The 15948-nt window shown below is 61.8% G+C and carries 22 protein-coding genes and 1 other RNA gene; 16 read left to right on the forward strand and 7 right to left on the reverse strand.

Translation table 11 applies throughout. The features are described from left to right. The first annotated feature begins 251 nt into the window (after nt 1–251). The 15 genes from C7I87_RS36370 (at nt 252) to C7I87_RS00800 (ending at nt 8165) form a co-directional block, all read left to right on the forward strand. Nucleotides 252–383 (forward strand): hypothetical protein, encoded by a 132-nt coding sequence (locus C7I87_RS36370; RefSeq protein ID WP_281409035.1) that lies wholly within the window; start codon nt 252–254, stop codon nt 381–383. After that, on the forward strand, nt 380–940 hold the full coding sequence (locus C7I87_RS00740; protein WP_149902391.1) for a hypothetical protein: 561 nt from the start codon (nt 380–382) through the stop codon (nt 938–940). The genes C7I87_RS36370 and C7I87_RS00740 overlap by 4 nt, the downstream gene beginning before the upstream one ends. A gap of 79 nt (nt 941–1019) precedes the next feature. After that, a complete protein-coding gene (locus C7I87_RS00745; protein ID WP_149902392.1) occupies nt 1020–1853 on the forward strand; it encodes a GP88 family protein in 834 nt (277 codons plus the stop codon). Nucleotides 1854–1937: 84 nt separating this feature from the next. After that, nucleotides 1938–2354: a hypothetical protein gene (locus C7I87_RS00750; RefSeq protein ID WP_149902393.1), complete on the forward strand. Its 417-nt coding sequence runs from the start codon at nt 1938–1940 to the stop codon at nt 2352–2354. Nucleotides 2355–2455: 101 nt separating this feature from the next. Next, complete coding sequence (locus C7I87_RS00755) at nt 2456–2695, forward strand: hypothetical protein (protein ID WP_210250610.1); 240 nt, start codon at nt 2456–2458, stop codon at nt 2693–2695. Next, on the forward strand, nt 2692–2988 hold the full coding sequence (locus tag C7I87_RS00760) for a hypothetical protein (protein ID WP_149902394.1): 297 nt from the start codon (nt 2692–2694) through the stop codon (nt 2986–2988). Before C7I87_RS00755 ends, C7I87_RS00760 begins: the two co-directional genes overlap by 4 nt. A gap of 88 nt (nt 2989–3076) precedes the next feature. Further along, nucleotides 3077–3292, forward strand: coding sequence for a hypothetical protein (locus C7I87_RS00765; protein ID WP_149902395.1), 216 nt, complete (start codon nt 3077–3079; stop codon nt 3290–3292). Continuing rightward, nucleotides 3292–3585 carry a hypothetical protein gene (locus tag C7I87_RS00770; protein ID WP_149902396.1) on the forward strand — a complete coding sequence of 98 codons (294 nt, stop codon included), beginning with the start codon at nt 3292–3294 and terminating at the stop codon, nt 3583–3585. Before C7I87_RS00765 ends, C7I87_RS00770 begins: the two co-directional genes overlap by 1 nt. Before the next feature lie 154 nt (nt 3586–3739). Beyond that, complete coding sequence (locus C7I87_RS35045; RefSeq protein WP_188393671.1) at nt 3740–3907, forward strand: hypothetical protein; 168 nt, start codon at nt 3740–3742, stop codon at nt 3905–3907. A gap of 23 nt (nt 3908–3930) precedes the next feature. Further along, nucleotides 3931–4380 carry a helix-turn-helix domain-containing protein gene (locus C7I87_RS00775; protein WP_149902397.1) on the forward strand — a complete coding sequence of 150 codons (450 nt, stop codon included), beginning with the start codon at nt 3931–3933 and terminating at the stop codon, nt 4378–4380. A 91-nt stretch (nt 4381–4471) separates the two neighbouring features. Next, nucleotides 4472–4861 carry a hypothetical protein gene (locus C7I87_RS00780; protein ID WP_149902398.1) on the forward strand — a complete coding sequence of 130 codons (390 nt, stop codon included), beginning with the start codon at nt 4472–4474 and terminating at the stop codon, nt 4859–4861. 77 nt (nt 4862–4938) lie between these two features. Next, nucleotides 4939–5307, forward strand: coding sequence for a hypothetical protein (locus C7I87_RS00785; RefSeq protein WP_149902399.1), 369 nt, complete (start codon nt 4939–4941; stop codon nt 5305–5307). A 135-nt stretch (nt 5308–5442) separates the two neighbouring features. Then, nucleotides 5443–5799, forward strand: a complete 357-nt coding sequence (locus C7I87_RS00790; protein ID WP_149902400.1) for a MarR family transcriptional regulator — start codon at nt 5443–5445, stop codon at nt 5797–5799. A gap of 5 nt (nt 5800–5804) precedes the next feature. After that, nucleotides 5805–6866, forward strand: coding sequence for a tyrosine-type recombinase/integrase (locus C7I87_RS00795; RefSeq protein WP_149902401.1), 1062 nt, complete (start codon nt 5805–5807; stop codon nt 6864–6866). Between the two features lie 183 nt (nt 6867–7049). After that, nucleotides 7050–8165 carry a cystathionine gamma-lyase gene (locus C7I87_RS00800; RefSeq protein WP_149902402.1) on the forward strand — a complete coding sequence of 372 codons (1116 nt, stop codon included), beginning with the start codon at nt 7050–7052 and terminating at the stop codon, nt 8163–8165. Between the two features lie 8 nt (nt 8166–8173). Here the strand turns inward: C7I87_RS00800 and C7I87_RS00805 are convergent, their stop codons facing one another. From C7I87_RS00805 to C7I87_RS00835, 7 genes are all read right to left on the reverse strand, one after another. Beyond that, nucleotides 8174–8476 (reverse strand): type II toxin-antitoxin system RelE/ParE family toxin, encoded by a 303-nt coding sequence (locus C7I87_RS00805; protein WP_149902403.1) that lies wholly within the window; start codon nt 8474–8476, stop codon nt 8174–8176. Next, nucleotides 8473–8748: a type II toxin-antitoxin system ParD family antitoxin gene (locus C7I87_RS00810; RefSeq protein ID WP_149902404.1), complete on the reverse strand. Its 276-nt coding sequence runs from the start codon at nt 8746–8748 to the stop codon at nt 8473–8475. Before C7I87_RS00810 ends, C7I87_RS00805 begins: the two co-directional genes overlap by 4 nt. A 142-nt stretch (nt 8749–8890) precedes the next feature. Continuing rightward, an RNA gene (gene rnpB, locus C7I87_RS00815) (RNase P RNA component class A) lies at nt 8891–9290 on the reverse strand. A gap of 65 nt (nt 9291–9355) precedes the next feature. Then, entirely contained in the window at nt 9356–10075 is a 720-nt protein-coding gene (locus C7I87_RS00820; protein WP_149902405.1) for a lytic transglycosylase domain-containing protein, read from the reverse strand. Between the two features lie 211 nt (nt 10076–10286). Next, nucleotides 10287–11042, reverse strand: coding sequence for a peptidoglycan recognition protein family protein (locus C7I87_RS00825; protein WP_149902406.1), 756 nt, complete (start codon nt 11040–11042; stop codon nt 10287–10289). Beyond that, the gene (locus C7I87_RS00830) at nt 11039–11758 is read right to left on the reverse strand and encodes a J domain-containing protein (protein WP_149902407.1); all 720 of its coding nucleotides are present in this window, start codon (nt 11756–11758) and stop codon (nt 11039–11041) included. The genes C7I87_RS00825 and C7I87_RS00830 overlap by 4 nt, the downstream gene beginning before the upstream one ends. Nucleotides 11759–11920: 162 nt before the next feature. Further along, nucleotides 11921–12127 (reverse strand): hypothetical protein, encoded by a 207-nt coding sequence (locus C7I87_RS00835; RefSeq protein WP_149902408.1) that lies wholly within the window; start codon nt 12125–12127, stop codon nt 11921–11923. Between the two features lie 189 nt (nt 12128–12316). On the opposite strand from C7I87_RS00835, the gene C7I87_RS00840 reads away from it, so the two are divergent. Continuing rightward, nucleotides 12317–15943 (forward strand): hydantoinase B/oxoprolinase family protein, encoded by a 3627-nt coding sequence (locus C7I87_RS00840; RefSeq protein ID WP_149902616.1) that lies wholly within the window; start codon nt 12317–12319, stop codon nt 15941–15943. Nucleotides 15944–15948: the final 5 nt, after the last annotated feature.

The raw sequence follows: 15948 nt of genomic DNA on the forward strand, positions 1-15948 counted from the left end.
CGGCAACGGAACGGATCAAGCGGGACTAGATCGAACCCTATCGGTCGCATGACGGTGAAGCCTTGGCGGCAACCGGAAGTGACACGGGCAAGTGACAGTCTGCGGTGCCCGGTTCCTAGCCTTAAGACGGTGCCAAAGAGGTAAGGCTTAGGCCTTCCCTACAATCTGCCTAGCGGTGCCCAAGGGTGCCGCCAAGGCATTCCAAAGGGTCGCTCAAACGGCCTTTCGGCATGTCTTGAAAGGGTCTGACAATGATCAAATCAATCCTCTCCCACACATGGCCACTGGTTGCGCTGGTTGTCATGTTCGGTTCGGTCGCTGCCTTCGATGGCGGTGCCGCTGGCCAGATGCTGCGGGCTCTAGTCGCTGCGGTGCTGGCATGACAACCATTCACACTGCATTCTGGAATGATCGCCGCGCTGCGGTGCGTCATGCTTCCATTCAATGGACAGTCCGCGATGGCAACCGGCAACGCTGCTACAACAGCGAGGCGGCAAGGCTTCATCCAAGGGCTGGCAAGTTCGACGATAGGCAAGCGGCTAAGGGTTTTGCCCGGCTGTGCGCCAAGATCGCCATTCGCCACATGATCGCAACCGGCGTCATCGCTGATTACGACAAGGTGACGCAAGAGGTGGTGCGGGCTTCCTTCAAGGTCGCAATGACCAAGGAAAGCCGCGCGGTGTGTGATGGTTGCTCCGCTGGCGTCTACTTCGCCAAATGGGGCTGGACCGACACAATCATCACCCATGAAGTCGCACATTGGGCCGACCAATGGGCACACAAGCTTGGCGGTAAAGCCACCCTGTCGGCCTATGAGCCGCATGGCCCTAAGTGGCGCGGCTGGTACACCTATCTGCTTGCCGCCGCGTCGGATCGCTTCACAGTCGAGGGGATAACCGCTGGTTGGAAGGCGGATCGCCTGCCCGTTCTCATGCCATAGCCTTGTCCATTCTTCTGCACTGTCGGGAACGTCTCGGCAGTGTAGCGGTATGCACAACCACAAACGTGAGGTTCTCACCATGGCTAAGCTCTTCAAGTCCAAGACCATCCGCTCGGGTGGCAACGCCAAGACCATCAAAGGCGACAAGTTCGGGGAATATGAGACGGCGATCATGTACCTTGCGCCGGCCAAACAGGCTCTCATGGGCAATGTCTGCCCGATGGCTGAAACCGCTGGCTGTGAAATGGGCTGCCTGTCAAAGGCTGGCCGCGCCGGCATGTTCTCGTCCATTGTCGAGGCACGGATCGCCAAGACGCAACGGTATTTCAGCAACCGCGCCGCGTTCATGGCCGACTTGGTCAAGGACATTGAGGCCTTTGTGCGCTACTGCAACCGCAAGGGTGTCAAGCCAGCGGTTCGGCTGAACGGCACGTCAGACATTCAATGGGAGGTGGCGCACCCATGCCAACGGGACGCCCCTAAGGGTCACTTCTCGTACCCTGTGGCGTACCTCCACGCGTCCATCTTCGAAGCTTTCCCCGAGGTGCAATTCTACGATTACACCAAGGTCTACAAGCGGGCCTACCGCAAGCTGCCTGCCAACTATTCGCTGACCCTGTCCTATAGCGAGGCCTCGCCGGCCTATGCTGCCGCCGTCATCAAGACCGCTTGCGAAACCGGCATCAACATGGCTGTGGTCTATCGGTCCAAGGCCATCCGCGACAACATGCTGTCAAGCGGTGATGCCTTCGGTGATGCCTCCAATGGTGTGGTGTCAACCACCCGCGTCATTCGTCCAGTCATCGACGGTGACGAAACCGATATGCGCTTCACGGACCCGCAAGGCGTCATCGTCGGGCTCTACGCAAAGGGGCCAGCCAAGAAGGACACTTCTGGCTTCGTTATCGACTAACCCCTCCACTGTCGCAAAGGTTCCCTGAGCGCATCGGTCTGGCGTCCTCCAGCGCTGGCCGGTGTCGCTCGGGCAGGAGATCACATGCACGTCTATCGCATCGAACACCCTAACCACCCCGATGAAGGCCCTTGGCAAACGGGCGCGGTCTATCGCTACGACGCCAACCGCCGCGAAGATGCCTGCAGTGCCTACGATCACCCAGGGCCACGCTGCTCGGGTGAAGCCGGCACGGCGCTATCCCACATCTTCAGACAGGATCGCTCGGCCCGGGAAAGCTACGTCTTCGGCTTCAGGTCCAAGACCCAGCTTGTCCTCTGGTTCTCGTCGAAGGCTGGCCGGCAGGCAATGCAGGAAGCCGGCACAGCCACCCTGCGCGTCTACGAGGTCGCCCCTGAGCATGTCGCCAAGGGCAACCGGCAAGTCGCCTTCAAGCGTGACGCCGCAAGGCCTGTCGCGACCCTCAATCTCGCCACCTTCAAACCAGCCGGGGAGTGCTGAACCATGCCGCCTGAAGTCGAAACCATCTGGGCAACCTTCCTGTGGTGCGGGCTGATCACAGGCTGCGCTGCCTACTTCATCGCAACCCTGAGGGCACCGAAATGAGGACCAAACAGCCGCGCCCCTATTACACCCTCGTGGCGCATGAGGGCGACCACATAGCGGACAACCCTTGGGGCATCGCCTTCGGGGACTACGACTTGGACACCGTGAAGGCCGAGCGCGACGAGTACCGCGACAAGGGCTGGAAGGCCAAGGAACTCAAAATCATCACCACTACCGACAAGCAGGCCGACATCGACGCGGCTGTGCGGTCCCTGAACGACGAGGCAAAGCCATGACAAGGATGACAACCATCGGCGGATCGTGGGGCGAACTCACGGTCGACGCTGAGACCGGCAACGTGCTGACCTACGACCACAGGGGCACCCTGCCCGATCCCGAGGACGCCAGCGAGCGCGGCTACACGCTCATCACCCGCGTCGATCTCGACGAGTGGCGCAAGACCTACGGCGACCAAGAGCCAACCTCAATCGACATCCTCGACGTCGGCTACTGGATTGGCCCAGCCAACACCTACGAGCCGCCCGCGCAGGACTGGCGCGACGACTACGAAATGGGAGGCAACCGATGACCGGAGGAGGTCTCGCCGCCTACTGGACCCTGCTCCAGCAACGCAAACGCCGCGCCCAACGCAAGCTCAAGCCCAAGGGAAAGAGCAAATGACCACCTACGTCTGCCAGAAGCTCACCGACTACACCGAACGCGGCAACAAGTGGGAACTGAGCGTTGCCCACACCACGGGCGCCAGGACGCTCCTCGGCTTCCACAAGACCCGCAAGGTCTGCATCACCGTCGCCCGCGTCCTGGCTGGCCGGCAGGGCAAGATCGAGGTGCGCGAGAAGCGCGAGCGGATCACCGCTTGGAGGGTCGCGTGATGATGTTCAAGTCCATGATCTGGTATCGCAACGCCACCGGGTCGCTGCGATCCTCGGGCGATCTGCTCGATCCACCCTACGAGGCCTATGGGTCACTCGACGCGGCCCACAAGGCGCTCCATCGGGCGACACCATTCGTGCGCTCGAAGGCAATCAGCGTGGTCGTCACGGTCTGCACCCCACACAAGGGTGGATACCCTGTCCGCTCGATTGCCGCGATGGAGCGCGATCCCTGGGTCTACGGCGGCACCAAGGAATACACCGTCGACCAGCTCGTCGGGGTGGCAGCATGACGCTGTGGGAGTTCGTCCAGCTCGTCGTCGGCGGCTACGCCTTCGTCTGCCTGTTCACCGCTTGGTGGCTGGTCAAGGCCACTTAAGTCCAACTCGCTTTTGCAAGCAAAACTCAAATCCTGTGTTGACACCCAGAACCGAGGAAGATATTCCTATGCACATCATCAACGAGCAATTCCACACCGAGGGCCGCGCCGTCGCATGGATGCGTGACTACTCGGACACCTACCGCCCTTCGACCTACGGCACCCGGCTGACCAAGCGGCGCTCGCGCTGCGGCCAGTATTGGGAAGTCGTCGGCTCGCGCTTCGCTATCAACTGATCAACCAAGTCAAGGAGACCATCATGATCAAGAAGTCCAGCATCGCCCTCGGTTCCTCCGTCGTCAGCTCTGGCCGCGCCCAGGGTCGCATCGTCGGTGTCTACTCCAGCCTGTATCTGGTTGAGGTCGAGGGCCTCACAAGGGGCCACGACGGGTTCAACTACAACGGCCTGCTGCTGCTCGACGGCTACGACCCGAAGGGCCGCACAGACCTCTGGTACTACCCCAAGACGGCCCTAACCGTTGTCTCAGCACCAGCCAGGGAGCCCACCGCGCCCATGACCAAGTCGGTCCTCGATCTGCTGCGGCGCAAGGGTGCCATCACGTCACTCGAAGCCCAGGGCGTCCTGCGCTGCCGTCAGTTGCCGGCCCGCGTCCTCGAACTGAAGCGCCTCGGCCACAAGATCGTCACCGAGTTGAAGGTTGACCCAACCGGCCAGAAGTACGCCCGGTATCATTTGGAAGTCGCCTAAACTTTAGTTCCAAACCGTACAGAGCAACCAGCCCGGGTAATCCGCCGTTGACCACACGGAAGGGATGCCCGGGAACGGGAGGACTGTTGGAATGCTTAACTCACCCAAGGAGAGGGCCAAACGTTGTATCCTGATCGAGATGATGCTCGGCATTCAGGAGGCCATTGCAAAGCTGGAATTTGATGGGGAGGTCAGCCTCGTGCTTATGGCGGTGCGCCTCGGCCATTACCAAGGAAAGCCACTGGACATCACGTCCTTGGCCGGCGCTACGAGCCTACCGCGAACGACCGTGCTGCGACACATCAGGTTGCTGGAGGCAAATGATAGGATTGCGATCAAGCGCGGTAGCCGGCGCACTGTGGTGACGCTCAACGGCAAGGCTGAGACGAAGTTCACCAAGCCTTTCTATCAGCGCGTTGAGAGGATCGTTCGGGAGGCTTCCCGCGACCTGTCCATTTTGGACACCAAAACTATAGACTAAACCGAGAACAACCAATAAATGCCACGCCACGTTCTGTCCCACTCGCGGGATAGAGGCCAACTCAGGGAATAAATTGCATGAACGCCATACCGTTCGGGGACATCCTTCTTCAACTGAAACGAATTGCCGACGCCTTGGAGAGCGGTCGGGGGTCTGCGCCGGGGGTCAGCGCAGCAGTTCCCACCAACCCCTACGCCAGCGCCGACTTACCGGCTGGCTACAACACGGTCCTTGGCTACCTTGCCGAGGTCAACCCGGAAGCGCTCGATCTAATGGGCGATCCAATTGCAGATACCCAAAGAGACGGCTACTGGCTCACGCATCAGGCCAGTCGCAAAGACATCCAGATCGTAACGGTTGAGGCACCGGCCCCGCTTAAGGCAGTCGGTATCGATACGGTCAACGCCTATCCAATCGAGCTACTGCGGAAGCGCCTGGGGGACTAATCACCAAGCCACCGCAAGGGGGGTCTAACAGGGACCACAAGGGGGATGATCGCGATTGTGTGATCGTCCCCTTCTTGCAAAGGATGCGGCTCAGGAGTATCTGCCTACACGTAACCATCATGTGAGGGACGGACTATGAACACCTTTGCCGGGCGCAAGCCCGAGAACAAGACAGCGCGGCGACTGCTCTCATTCATTGAGGAGTTCGGTAAGCTCGACGCAGAAATGCAAATCCAACAGATCGCGGTCTTTCTCCACGTCATGGGGACGCCTGACCTCACGATGCGCGAACTGGAACAGGCGACTGGGCTCAGCTCGTCCTCGGTCAGCCGGAACGTCTCCGCGCTGTCCAAGGTCCACCGCAAGGGCCAGCCGGGGCATGACCTCGTCACCACCTATGAGGACGCCATGGATCGCCGCATCAAGCGGGTTCGGGCGACCCCGAAGGGCAGCAAGGTCTTCAACACGCTCATGAACCTATTAGGGAGTTAACCACCATGGCGGTCTATTCACGCGGCAACGGCTTCCAGGCCAACTTCACGGTCAAGGGAAAGCGGTACATCGAGCAGTTCTCATCCGAAGCCGATGCCGAGCGGTGGGAGTTTGACACGAAGCAGGCGATCAAGCTCGGTCGTCCCCTTCCTGCTGGCCCTGCCCGTTCGGTTGGCGGTGGTGACACAGGCACCCTCGGGCAAGTCCTCAGGTCAGCCGAGAAGGAGCATTGGGGTCGCCTCAATGCCAAGACTGGCGGTGACCAAGCGCGACTGTTCGTCAAGTGGGCTGGCTCCGAGACGGCACCCCACGAGGCGCTGTCCGAAGAGAACATCCGCAAATACATCAACTACCTCCATGACGAGCGCAGGATCGGCACGTCGGCCATCAACCTCTACAAGGCCAACATCAGCGTCCTGATCAAGTACGCCAAGGTGCCAAAGGTTGACCTGAAGTGGGATCGCCCCGAGGCAGGACAGCCGAGGTTCTTCAGCGAGGAGGAAGTAGCCCTTGTGATCCAGACGCTGACCCTGTGGTCAATGCCTGTCGAGCGGGACTTCTTCATGTTCCTCGTCGACACCGGAATGCGCCCGTTCTCGGAGGCCACAGCCTTCAGGTGGGACGCCTACTGGGATGGCAAGGTGACCCTGCAGAAGGCTGCCCGTGGCCGAGGCGAGGCTGTGCGTCGAACCAAGACTGGCAAGAGCCGGACGGTGCCCCTGACGCGCCGCGCTATCGAGGCTGTCGAACGGCAGCGTGTGCGCGGTCTCAAGGGTCCGTTCTCGGACATCACCAAGTCCCGCATGGTCTACGTGTGGGACAAGGTCAGGCAGCACCTTCCGCAGCTCAGCGACACCGTCCTGTACACGGCGCGGCACACCTGTGCGTCCTGGCAAGTCATCGCCGGCATCGACCTTCGCCGCGTCATGATGTGGATGGGGCACGACAGCTACAAGACGACCCTGATCTACGCCAACCTCGCGCCCACGCATCTGCTCGACAACCTTGCTGCGCTGGAAGGCCAGAGTGCCCCGAAGCTCACGGTTGTTGGCGGCAAACGTGCGTGACAGATCGCGTTACAGATGCCGCGAAATCGTTACATCTGTTACAGAACGATCCCTTGCGATCCCTGGGTTCCCGCATAACGAAGCGTTTAGAGCCTGCCTGGCCCAAAAGACGTGGCTTGCCGCGGATCATCCCCGCGCATAGCGTCGACCAACGTTTTTCGCGCACCAACAAGGATCGAACTCATGCCCGAGACGGCAAGGTCACGCGCCGCCGAACTTTCCCATTTGCGTAGCCGCGATTTCGTCAACGGCGATCCGATCCCTTTGCCGCTGACCATGGCTTCGATCTTTCACACCCCGGGCGCCGAGACCGGATTCGATCAATATGGCCGCTACGACAACCCAACCTGGCGTGCCGTGGAACATGCGCTCGGCCATCTGGAAGATGCGCAATGCGTAACCTTTCCCTCCGGAATGGGCGCGATTTCGTCTGTGTTTTTCGCACTCCTGAAATCGGGCGATCGCGTGCTCCTGCCCGCGGACGGCTACCATGCCACGCGTGCGATGGCCGAACGCTTCCTGAAGCCGCTCGGCATAGATTGCGACACCAGGCCGACGCCGACTTTCCTTGACGGCGGCTTCGAAGGCTACCGGCTGGTCTTCGTCGAGACCCCCTCCAATCCGCGGCTGGACATCTGCGACATTTCGGCCGTCGCCGAGGCTGTTCACGAACAGGGCGCGATCCTTGTCGTCGACAACACGACAATGACGCCATTCGGCCAACGCCCACTCGATTTCGGCGCCGATGTCGTCGTCTCCGCCGACACCAAGGCGGTCAACGGCCACTCGGATGTGCTGTTCGGTCACGTCGCCAGCCGCAACGCCGACATCATCGCCAAGGTGACGGATTGGCGCGGAATGGTCGGCGGCATTCCCGGGCCGTTCGAAGCCTGGCTGGTGCATCGCGGCCTCGAAACACTGGAGGTGCGTTTCGACCGGATGTGCTCATCGGCCGAAACGATCGCACAACGGCTCAGGGACCATCGCGCGGTGCGCGGCCTGCGTTTTCCTGGCCTGAATGGCGACCCCTCGCACAATCTTGCCCGCGCCCAGATGGAACGCTTCGGCTTTCTCATCTCCTTCGAGCTCGCCTCGGAGCAGGAGGCCGAGGATTTCATCAACAATTGCAGCCTGATACAGGCCGCCACATCCTTTGGCGGCGTCCACACCTCCGCCGAGCGACGCCTGAAGCGAGGCGACGCGGTTCCGGCTGGCTTCGTACGCTTGTCGGTCGGCTGTGAGCCGGTGGAAGAACTCTGGAAGGCGATCGAGGCGTCGCTGGACAGGATCAGCGGCTGACAAATCGACTACGAGCAGAGGTCATCGGCTTCGATGTTGCGACGGCCATGCAGCACGCGAAGGATTTCGATCGCATCACCGCCGACCCGGTACAAGGTGAGATATTCGCCGACAATCAGGTGGCGGATACCGGGCGCTATGTCGTCGCGCGACGCACCTGAGAAGGGATAAGTCGACAATTGCTGCCACCTTGCCGCGAAACGATCAAGCAGCCGATCGGCTGCTGCCTCGTTGTTGCGCGCAATATGAAGCCAGATCGCAACCAAATCCTCTTCTGCACGAGCGTTGCGGTCGATAGGCAACAACTTCATGCTGCATCGTCAGATCGCAAACGCCTGCGGGCCTCTGCCTTGATTTCATCCATAGAGGCATATCGACCCGGCCCGCTGTCGATCCCCTCCTGCACCAGCCTGCGCAATTCCTCGACCGTGTAGCCCATCAGGTCGCGGCGGTCTTTCCACTGCCTCAGCGCGTCGTGGATCACTTCGCTCGCCGAGGCGTATTCTCCCGCCGCGACCACATCGTCGACCGCCTGCGCCAGTTCCGGCGAAAGCGTGATGCTGCGTTTGTCGACCTGACCCATGACAGGCTCCCGATGAATGAGACATGATGGTACGATTTAATCGCACCAGTTTCAAGAAAGTCGGCGCGCGCTGAATCAGAAGCTGCGCCCGACGGCGCAACCTCCTGATATCGAGAGACTTAATCCAAATATCGTGGAGAAAACTGCCAGCCGGCCTGTAAGCCGGGTTTTGTATGGCCCTCGCCCCTTGCGAGGCGAGAACGTGGCGGCCATTCATCTTGGGCGCATGTTGCCATGCGCCTCACGCAACCTACCCGGACGGTGAGCCGGAAACAGCCCTCGAGGGTTTCCCCTCGCACCGCCCCTATTCGGTCTTGCTCCCGGTGGGGTTTACCGTGCCGCTCCTGTTGCCAGTCGCGCGGTGGGCTCTTACCCCACCCTTTCACCCTTACCCCGACAAAGTCGTGGCGGTTTGCTTTCTGTGGCACTTTCCCTGGGGTCGCCCCCGCCGGCCATTAACCGGCACCGTGTCTCCATGGAGCCCGGACTTTCCTCACCCGCGGCCTTTCGGCGTTTGCGGGTGCGGCCGCCCGGCCAGCTGGCAGGGCGTATAAAGGGGCTAACACCACAAAACGCAACCGAAAAAGCCGGTCATGCCCGGTTCTTGTCAAGCCGGCGCGCCGACAGCCGCCAACTGAACCTTGACCTTGCTGCAGTAAGCCGCCGAAACCGGGTTCATGCGGGTGGCGCCATGGCCGGCATTGTATTTCAGGATCGTGCCGCAGGTCGTGCCGCCGCCGAGGTCGCGTGCCATGGCGAGGTACTTCATGCCGTATTTGATGTTGGTGTCGGGATCGAACAGGCCCTTGGCCGAGCCGCTGTAGCCCATCATCCTCGCGGTTGCCGGCTTGATCTGCATCAGGCCGATTTCACCGGCGCCGCCGACCATGTTCGGCCGATAGTTGCTCTCGATCTTGATCACGGCATGGGCCAGCGACGCCGGAACGCCGTAGCTCGCCGCGTAGCGGGCGACAATCGCGGAATACTGGCCGCCGCTCGTCACTGCCGCGGTCGCCGCAGCGACGTTGCTGAGACCGATCGATGCCGTCGTCGTCATGTCCACGGTTTTGCGGTCGCGCTTCGTCTGCCTCTCGGCAGAGGATTTCCTTGCCTTGGCCCAGCTTGCCTTCTCCACTTTCGCGGGAGCCTGCTTCGTCGTCGCCTTCGCACTCTTGCTGCTTTTGGTCGAAATGGCCTTGCCCTTGGTGGACGCCGCGACGAGGCCCTGGTCGGCCCGTGGGCTTAACGGCGCGGCGTCGGCCGCGCTGAAGGCAAAGCTCATTACGCCGGCAGCAAGAGCTGCCGTTAAAACGGTCAATTTCTGCATGTGATCCTGTTCTGTTGGGACCGCGCGAAGATTTTCGCGTGGCATCGCTTGATCAATATCGGGACACCCGGGGGCTGGACGTCCGACAAACTGTACGAAAAGCCCTTTGAAGCCCGATTTGGCGCCAATGAAGGCGGGGCAAGTCACTTTAAGTGACAGTTTGTAACTTTAGGACTAGGGAGGATTACTTGGATCAGGAATTGACCCTGCGTCAATTCCTGATGGAAGCAAGCAGCTTCTGCAGCGTGCGCATCGTCGAGCCGTCGGCAACTCCGTCGATCCGGCGCGGCCGGAAATGCCGCTGGAAGGCTTCTACGACGACCCGTGTCCGATCGTCGAAAATGCCTGATATCTCGACACCATAGCCATAGAGCGACAGCATCGACTGCAGTGTCTCGACATCGGCACCGCGGTCGCCGGGCTTCAACGCGGCTCCGCGCCTGACGGGAGCGGCTGGCACGAGATGGCCGACACCGGCCTTGAATAGCGCGGCCCATGGAAACTTCTCGCCTGGATCGATCTTGCGCCCGGGCGCTACGTCTGAGTGCGCCAGCACCCGCTCGGCGGCGATCGCATGGCGCGCAGCAATGCCCTTGCACAGCCCGATCACCGCATTGATCTGGCGCCGCGGAAAGCCGGGATAGCCCAGTGAATGGCCCGGATTGACGATTTCAATGCCGACCGAGCAGGAATTGATGTCGGTGCGTCCGAACCAGGAACTCTGGCCGGCGTGCCAGGCGCGGTCGCTTTCCCGGACCATCTGCACGATGTGGCCATTCTCATGGACGAGATAATGTGACGAGACTTCACTCGCCGGATCGCAGAGCCAGGCTTCGGCCCCGGGACCGGTCGCCATGCCAGTATAGTGCAGCACGATCATGTCGGGCGTCAGCGTGTCACGCCTTGGCCCGAAATTCGGCGATACCCTGACCTCGGCGCTCGGCTCGTCGGGCAGGAAGCCGCTCATGCGTGCCGCAGGCCCCGCTCGATCATCTCGTAGGCGGCGTTGATCGCCGCGACCCTGGTCGTCGCGATCTTGATAAACTCCTGCGGCAGGCCGCGCGCGATCAGCCGATCCGGATGGTTGTCGGAAACCAGCTTGCGATACCGCCTCCTGACTTCCTCGAACGGCTTGCCGCGCTCGATGCCGAGTACGACATAGGGGTCGCCGGCGCCAAGATCGACATGCCGCGCCATGATCGATTCGTAATGCGCCTCGTCGATGCGGAAGATCTCCGCGATACGGTGCAGGAAGATGCCTTCGCGCTCATGCACCAGCCCATCGGCCTTGGCGATATGGAACAGCCCGTCGAGTATGTCTTCCAGCATGATGCAGTTGGAATGCCCGGAGCCGCACAGCTGAGCCATGCGCTCGGCATAGGTTTCGAAACCGGCCACATCCTGCTGGGCGAGATCGAACAGCCGCGCAACGTTGCGCGTCTCTTTCGGCGGCACTTCGAATATTTCCTGGAAGGCGCGCACCTCATCCTGGGTGACGATGCCATCGGCCTTGGCCATCTTGGCAGACAGCGCGATCATCGCCACCGAGAAGGCGACGCGACGGCGCAGGTCAGCATCGCCGGAGAAAACCGTGCGCACGGCCTCAACGACGTCCCCGACACCCGACGTGGCTGAAGACGATACCCGCGTGATGAAGTCGCCGAGGCGGTCCCAAATCGACATGGCCCGCTTCATAGAGCCAACCGATCCCCGCTATCAAGTCAATAACAGCCCATGACCGGCTTGTGAACGGCGAGCCGCCTGGTCCGATACCCCCAACAAAGAAGGACCGGCAAGACGCCGGCCCTTCCTCCCAAGACACTACTTTTACCACTGCTTTACAAACTACTGCGCGGGCGCAGGAGCTGGCGTTGCCGGAGCCGGCTCGGCAGGCTTGGTCGAATTGTTGGTCGGAGCCGCAGGCTTCATCGGCTGCTCGGCAGGCGGCGGATTAGTGCTCTGGGTCGTGGTCTTGTCGGTGCCGCTGTCGCTGCAGGCCGCGACGCCAAACAGCGCGAGCGCCGATACCGACGCAAGAATGAGCTTTTTCATGACATCTCTCCTTCAACACACGCTCACCTTGCGGTGAACGGTCGAGAGAGAAATGCGTCACAAGGCGATGAGTTTCGTAACGTTGCGTTTCCGCATGTAACACCAACGGCATGTTGGCAGCGTTGCTGCCGGCGCCTTGGCGCATTAACAACGAAACCTGGAAACGAAAAAATGCCGGAGACCGCCGCCATGGCCGCGAAATGGGATTTCTGGATCGACCGCGGCGGCACTTTCACCGATGTCATCGGCCGTGACCCGCAAGGTGCACTGCATCCGCGCAAGCTTTTGTCGGAAAACCCGGAAGCTTACACCGATGCAGCCATCCAAGGCATCCGAGACCTGCTCGGCCTCGAAGCGGGCGCCATGATCCCGTCCGGCCTGATCGGCGACATCAAGATGGGAACCACGGTGGCCACGAACGCGCTTCTGGAGCGCAAGGGCGACCGCGTGCTCTTGCTCATCACCAAGGGATTTCGCGATGCGCTCAGGATCGCCTATCAGGCGCGTCCCGACATCTTCGCCAAGGAGATCATTCTTCCCGAGCAACTCTACGAGCGCGTCATCGAGATCGACGAGCGCGTGCTCGCCGACGGCTGCGTCGAACGGCTGCTCGACATTTCAGCTTGCCGGCCGGCCATAGAACAAGCGAAAGCCGATGGCATCGACGCCATTGCAATCGTCTTCATGCATGCCTGGAAATACCCCGATCACGAGAAGGCGGTGGCCAGGGTCTGCCGCAAGCTTGGCTTCGGCCAGGTCTCGGTCAGCCATGAGGTCTCGCCGCTGATCAAGCTGGTCGGCCGCGGCGACACCGCCGTGGTCGACGCCTATCTGTCGCCGATCCTGTCGCGCTATGTGCAAAGGGTGGCGCAAGAACTGGCAGGAGGGAACGACGATTCCCCCCGCCTGATGTTCATGATGTCCTCTGGCGGGCTCACCGCCGCCGACATGTTCCAGGGCAAGGACGCGCTGCTGTCTGGCCCGGCCGGCGGTGTCGTCGGCATGGTCGAGACGGCGAAGCTCGCCGGTTTCGACAAAGTCATCGGCTTCGACATGGGCGGCACGTCCACGGACGTCGCCCACTATGACGGCGCGTATGAACGTGCCTTCGACACCGAAGTCGCCGGCGTGCGCGTTCGCGCACCGATGATGCGCATCCACACCGTTGCCGCCGGCGGCGGCTCGATCCTGCATTACGAGGCCGGCCGTTTCCGCGTCGGACCGGACTCCGCGGGCGCCAACCCCGGCCCGGCCGCCTACCGGCGCGGCGGTCCGCTGGCCGTCACCGATGCCAACGTCATGCTCGGCAAGCTGCAGCCCGATTTCTTCCCGTCGATCTTCGGCCCCGGCCAGGACGAACCGCTCGACGCGCAAACCGTGCGCGCGAAATTCGGGGCTCTTGCCGCCGAAATCGGTGATGGCCGGTCGCCCGAATCGGTCGCCGAAGGCTTCGTCACAATCGCGGTCGAGAACATGGCCAATGCGATCAAGAAGATTTCCGTGCAGCGCGGCTACGACGTCACCGAATATCTCCTGAACTGTTTCGGCGGCGCCGGCGGACAGCACGCCTGCCTGGTCGCGGACGCACTCGGCATAGAGGCAGTGCTGATCCATCCTTTCTCCGGCCTGCTTTCGGCCTATGGCATCGGCCTGGCCTCGGTCTTTGCCTCGCGCCAGCAGGCGCTGCTGATGCCGCTTGCCGAGGAATCCAGAACGGAAATCGGCGGCCTCATCGCCGCCTTGAAAAAGGCCGTGATCGCGGAGCTCACGGCGCAGGGCATCGCCGAGAACTCGGTTGCCACCAGGCCGGTGCTGCACATCCGCTATGACGGCACCGACACGGCATTGCCGGTGAATTTCGAGGCGGACTCGATCTTCCAGGCTAGGCGCGATTTCGAAATCGCCCACAAGGCACAATTCGGCTTCGTCTACGACGACAAGCCGATGATCGTCGAGACCGTCGGCGTCGAGGGCACCGAAACCGGCCAGACGGCCGCCGAAGCCTATGCGCCCGCCGGACCGGGAAGGGTCAAGTCAGCTACTTCCGAGACCCGGCGTATCTATACGGAAGGCCGGTGGCATGAAGCCGGCGTCTACCGTCGCCAGAACCTCAAGCCGTCCGATCTGGTCGCCGGCCCCGCCCTGATCATCGAGCCGAACCAGACCATCGTCGTCGAGCCGGGCTGGCAAGCCGAAATCACCAACCTCAATCACGTCGTCATACGCCGCACGGAAAGGAAAGCGCGCGCCGCTGCCCTTGGCACGCAAGCCGATCCGGTGATGCTCGAAGTCTTCAACAATCTCTTCATGTCGATCGCCGAGCAAATGGGCGTGACGCTGCAGAACACCGCCTATTCCGTCAACATCAAGGAAAGACTGGATTTTTCCTGCGCCGTCTTCGACCACACCGGGGCGCTGGTCGCCAATGCGCCGCACATGCCGGTGCATCTCGGCTCGATGGATCGTTCGGTCGAAACCATCATCCGGCTGAACTCCGGCGACATCCACCCCGGCGACGTCTTTGCCTTGAACGCCCCCTATAATGGCGGCACGCATCTGCCCGACATCACGGTGGTGACGCCGGTCTTCGACGATGCCCAGAAAAACATCCTCTTCTGGGCGGCCTCGCGCGGTCACCATGCCGACATTGGCGGTACCGCCCCCGGCTCGATGACGCCGCTCGCCACCACGGTCGACGAGGAAGGCGTGCTATTCGACAATTTCCGCGTCGTCGACCGCGGAAAATTCCGCGAGAACGAGCTGCATACGCTGCTCACCGATCATCCTTATCCGGCCCGCAACCCGCATCAGAACATCGCCGACCTCAAGGCGCAGATCGCCGCTAACGAGAAGGGTGTGGCGGAGCTGCGCAAGATGGTCGCGCATTTCGGCCTCGACGTCGTCGAGGCCTATATGGGCCATGTGCAGGACAATGCGGCCGAGAGCGTGCGCCGCGTGCTGGAGCGGCTGCCGGACACGTCGGACTATGAATATCCCACCGACACCGGCCAGGTCATCAAGGTCAAGATATCAGTCGACCGCCAAAAGCGCGAGGCGACCGTCGACTTCACCGGCACGTCGCCTGTCATGAAGAACAATTTCAACGCGCCTGAGCCGGTCGCCCGCGCCGCCGTGCTCTATGCCTTCCGCGTCATGGTCGAGGACATGATCCCGATGAATGCCGGGTGCCTGCGGCCAATCAATATCGTCATTCCCGACGGCTGCATGCTCAAGCCCGCCTACCCTGCCGCTGTCGTCGCCGGCAATGTCGAGACCTCGCAGCACGTCACCAACGCGCTGTTCGGCGCCATGGGCGCGATGGCCAACGCGCAGGGAACGATGAACAACCTGACTTTTGGCAACAAGCAATACCAGTACTACGAGACCATTTGCTCCGGCTCGCCGGCCGGTCATATGAACTCCGGCCGCGGCTTTGCCGGCACCTCCGGAGTGCACACCCACATGACCAATTCGCGCCTCACCGACCCGGAGGTGCTGGAGCTGCGCTTCCCCGTGGTGCTGGAGGATTTCCACATCCGCCAGGGATCCGGCGGCAAGGGCAAATGGAACGCCGGCGACGGCACCAAACGCACCGTCCGCTTCCTCGAGAAGATGGAATGCGCGATCCTGTCCTCGCACCGCAATCGCCCGCCGCAAGGGCTGGATGGCGGCGGCGACGGCGAAGTCGGCTCGACCAAGGTGCGCCGCAACGACGGCACGGTCGACGTGCTGAAAGCTTGCGACCAGACCGTGCTCGACGCCGGCGAGGCCGTCATCTTGACGACGCCAACGCCAGGCGGGTTCGGTAGGCTGTAAGGAAA

Origin of the sequence: Mesorhizobium sp. SARCC-RB16n (genome assembly GCF_008520305.1) — a bacterium.
Taxonomy (GTDB): Bacteria; Pseudomonadota; Alphaproteobacteria; order Rhizobiales; family Rhizobiaceae; genus Mesorhizobium.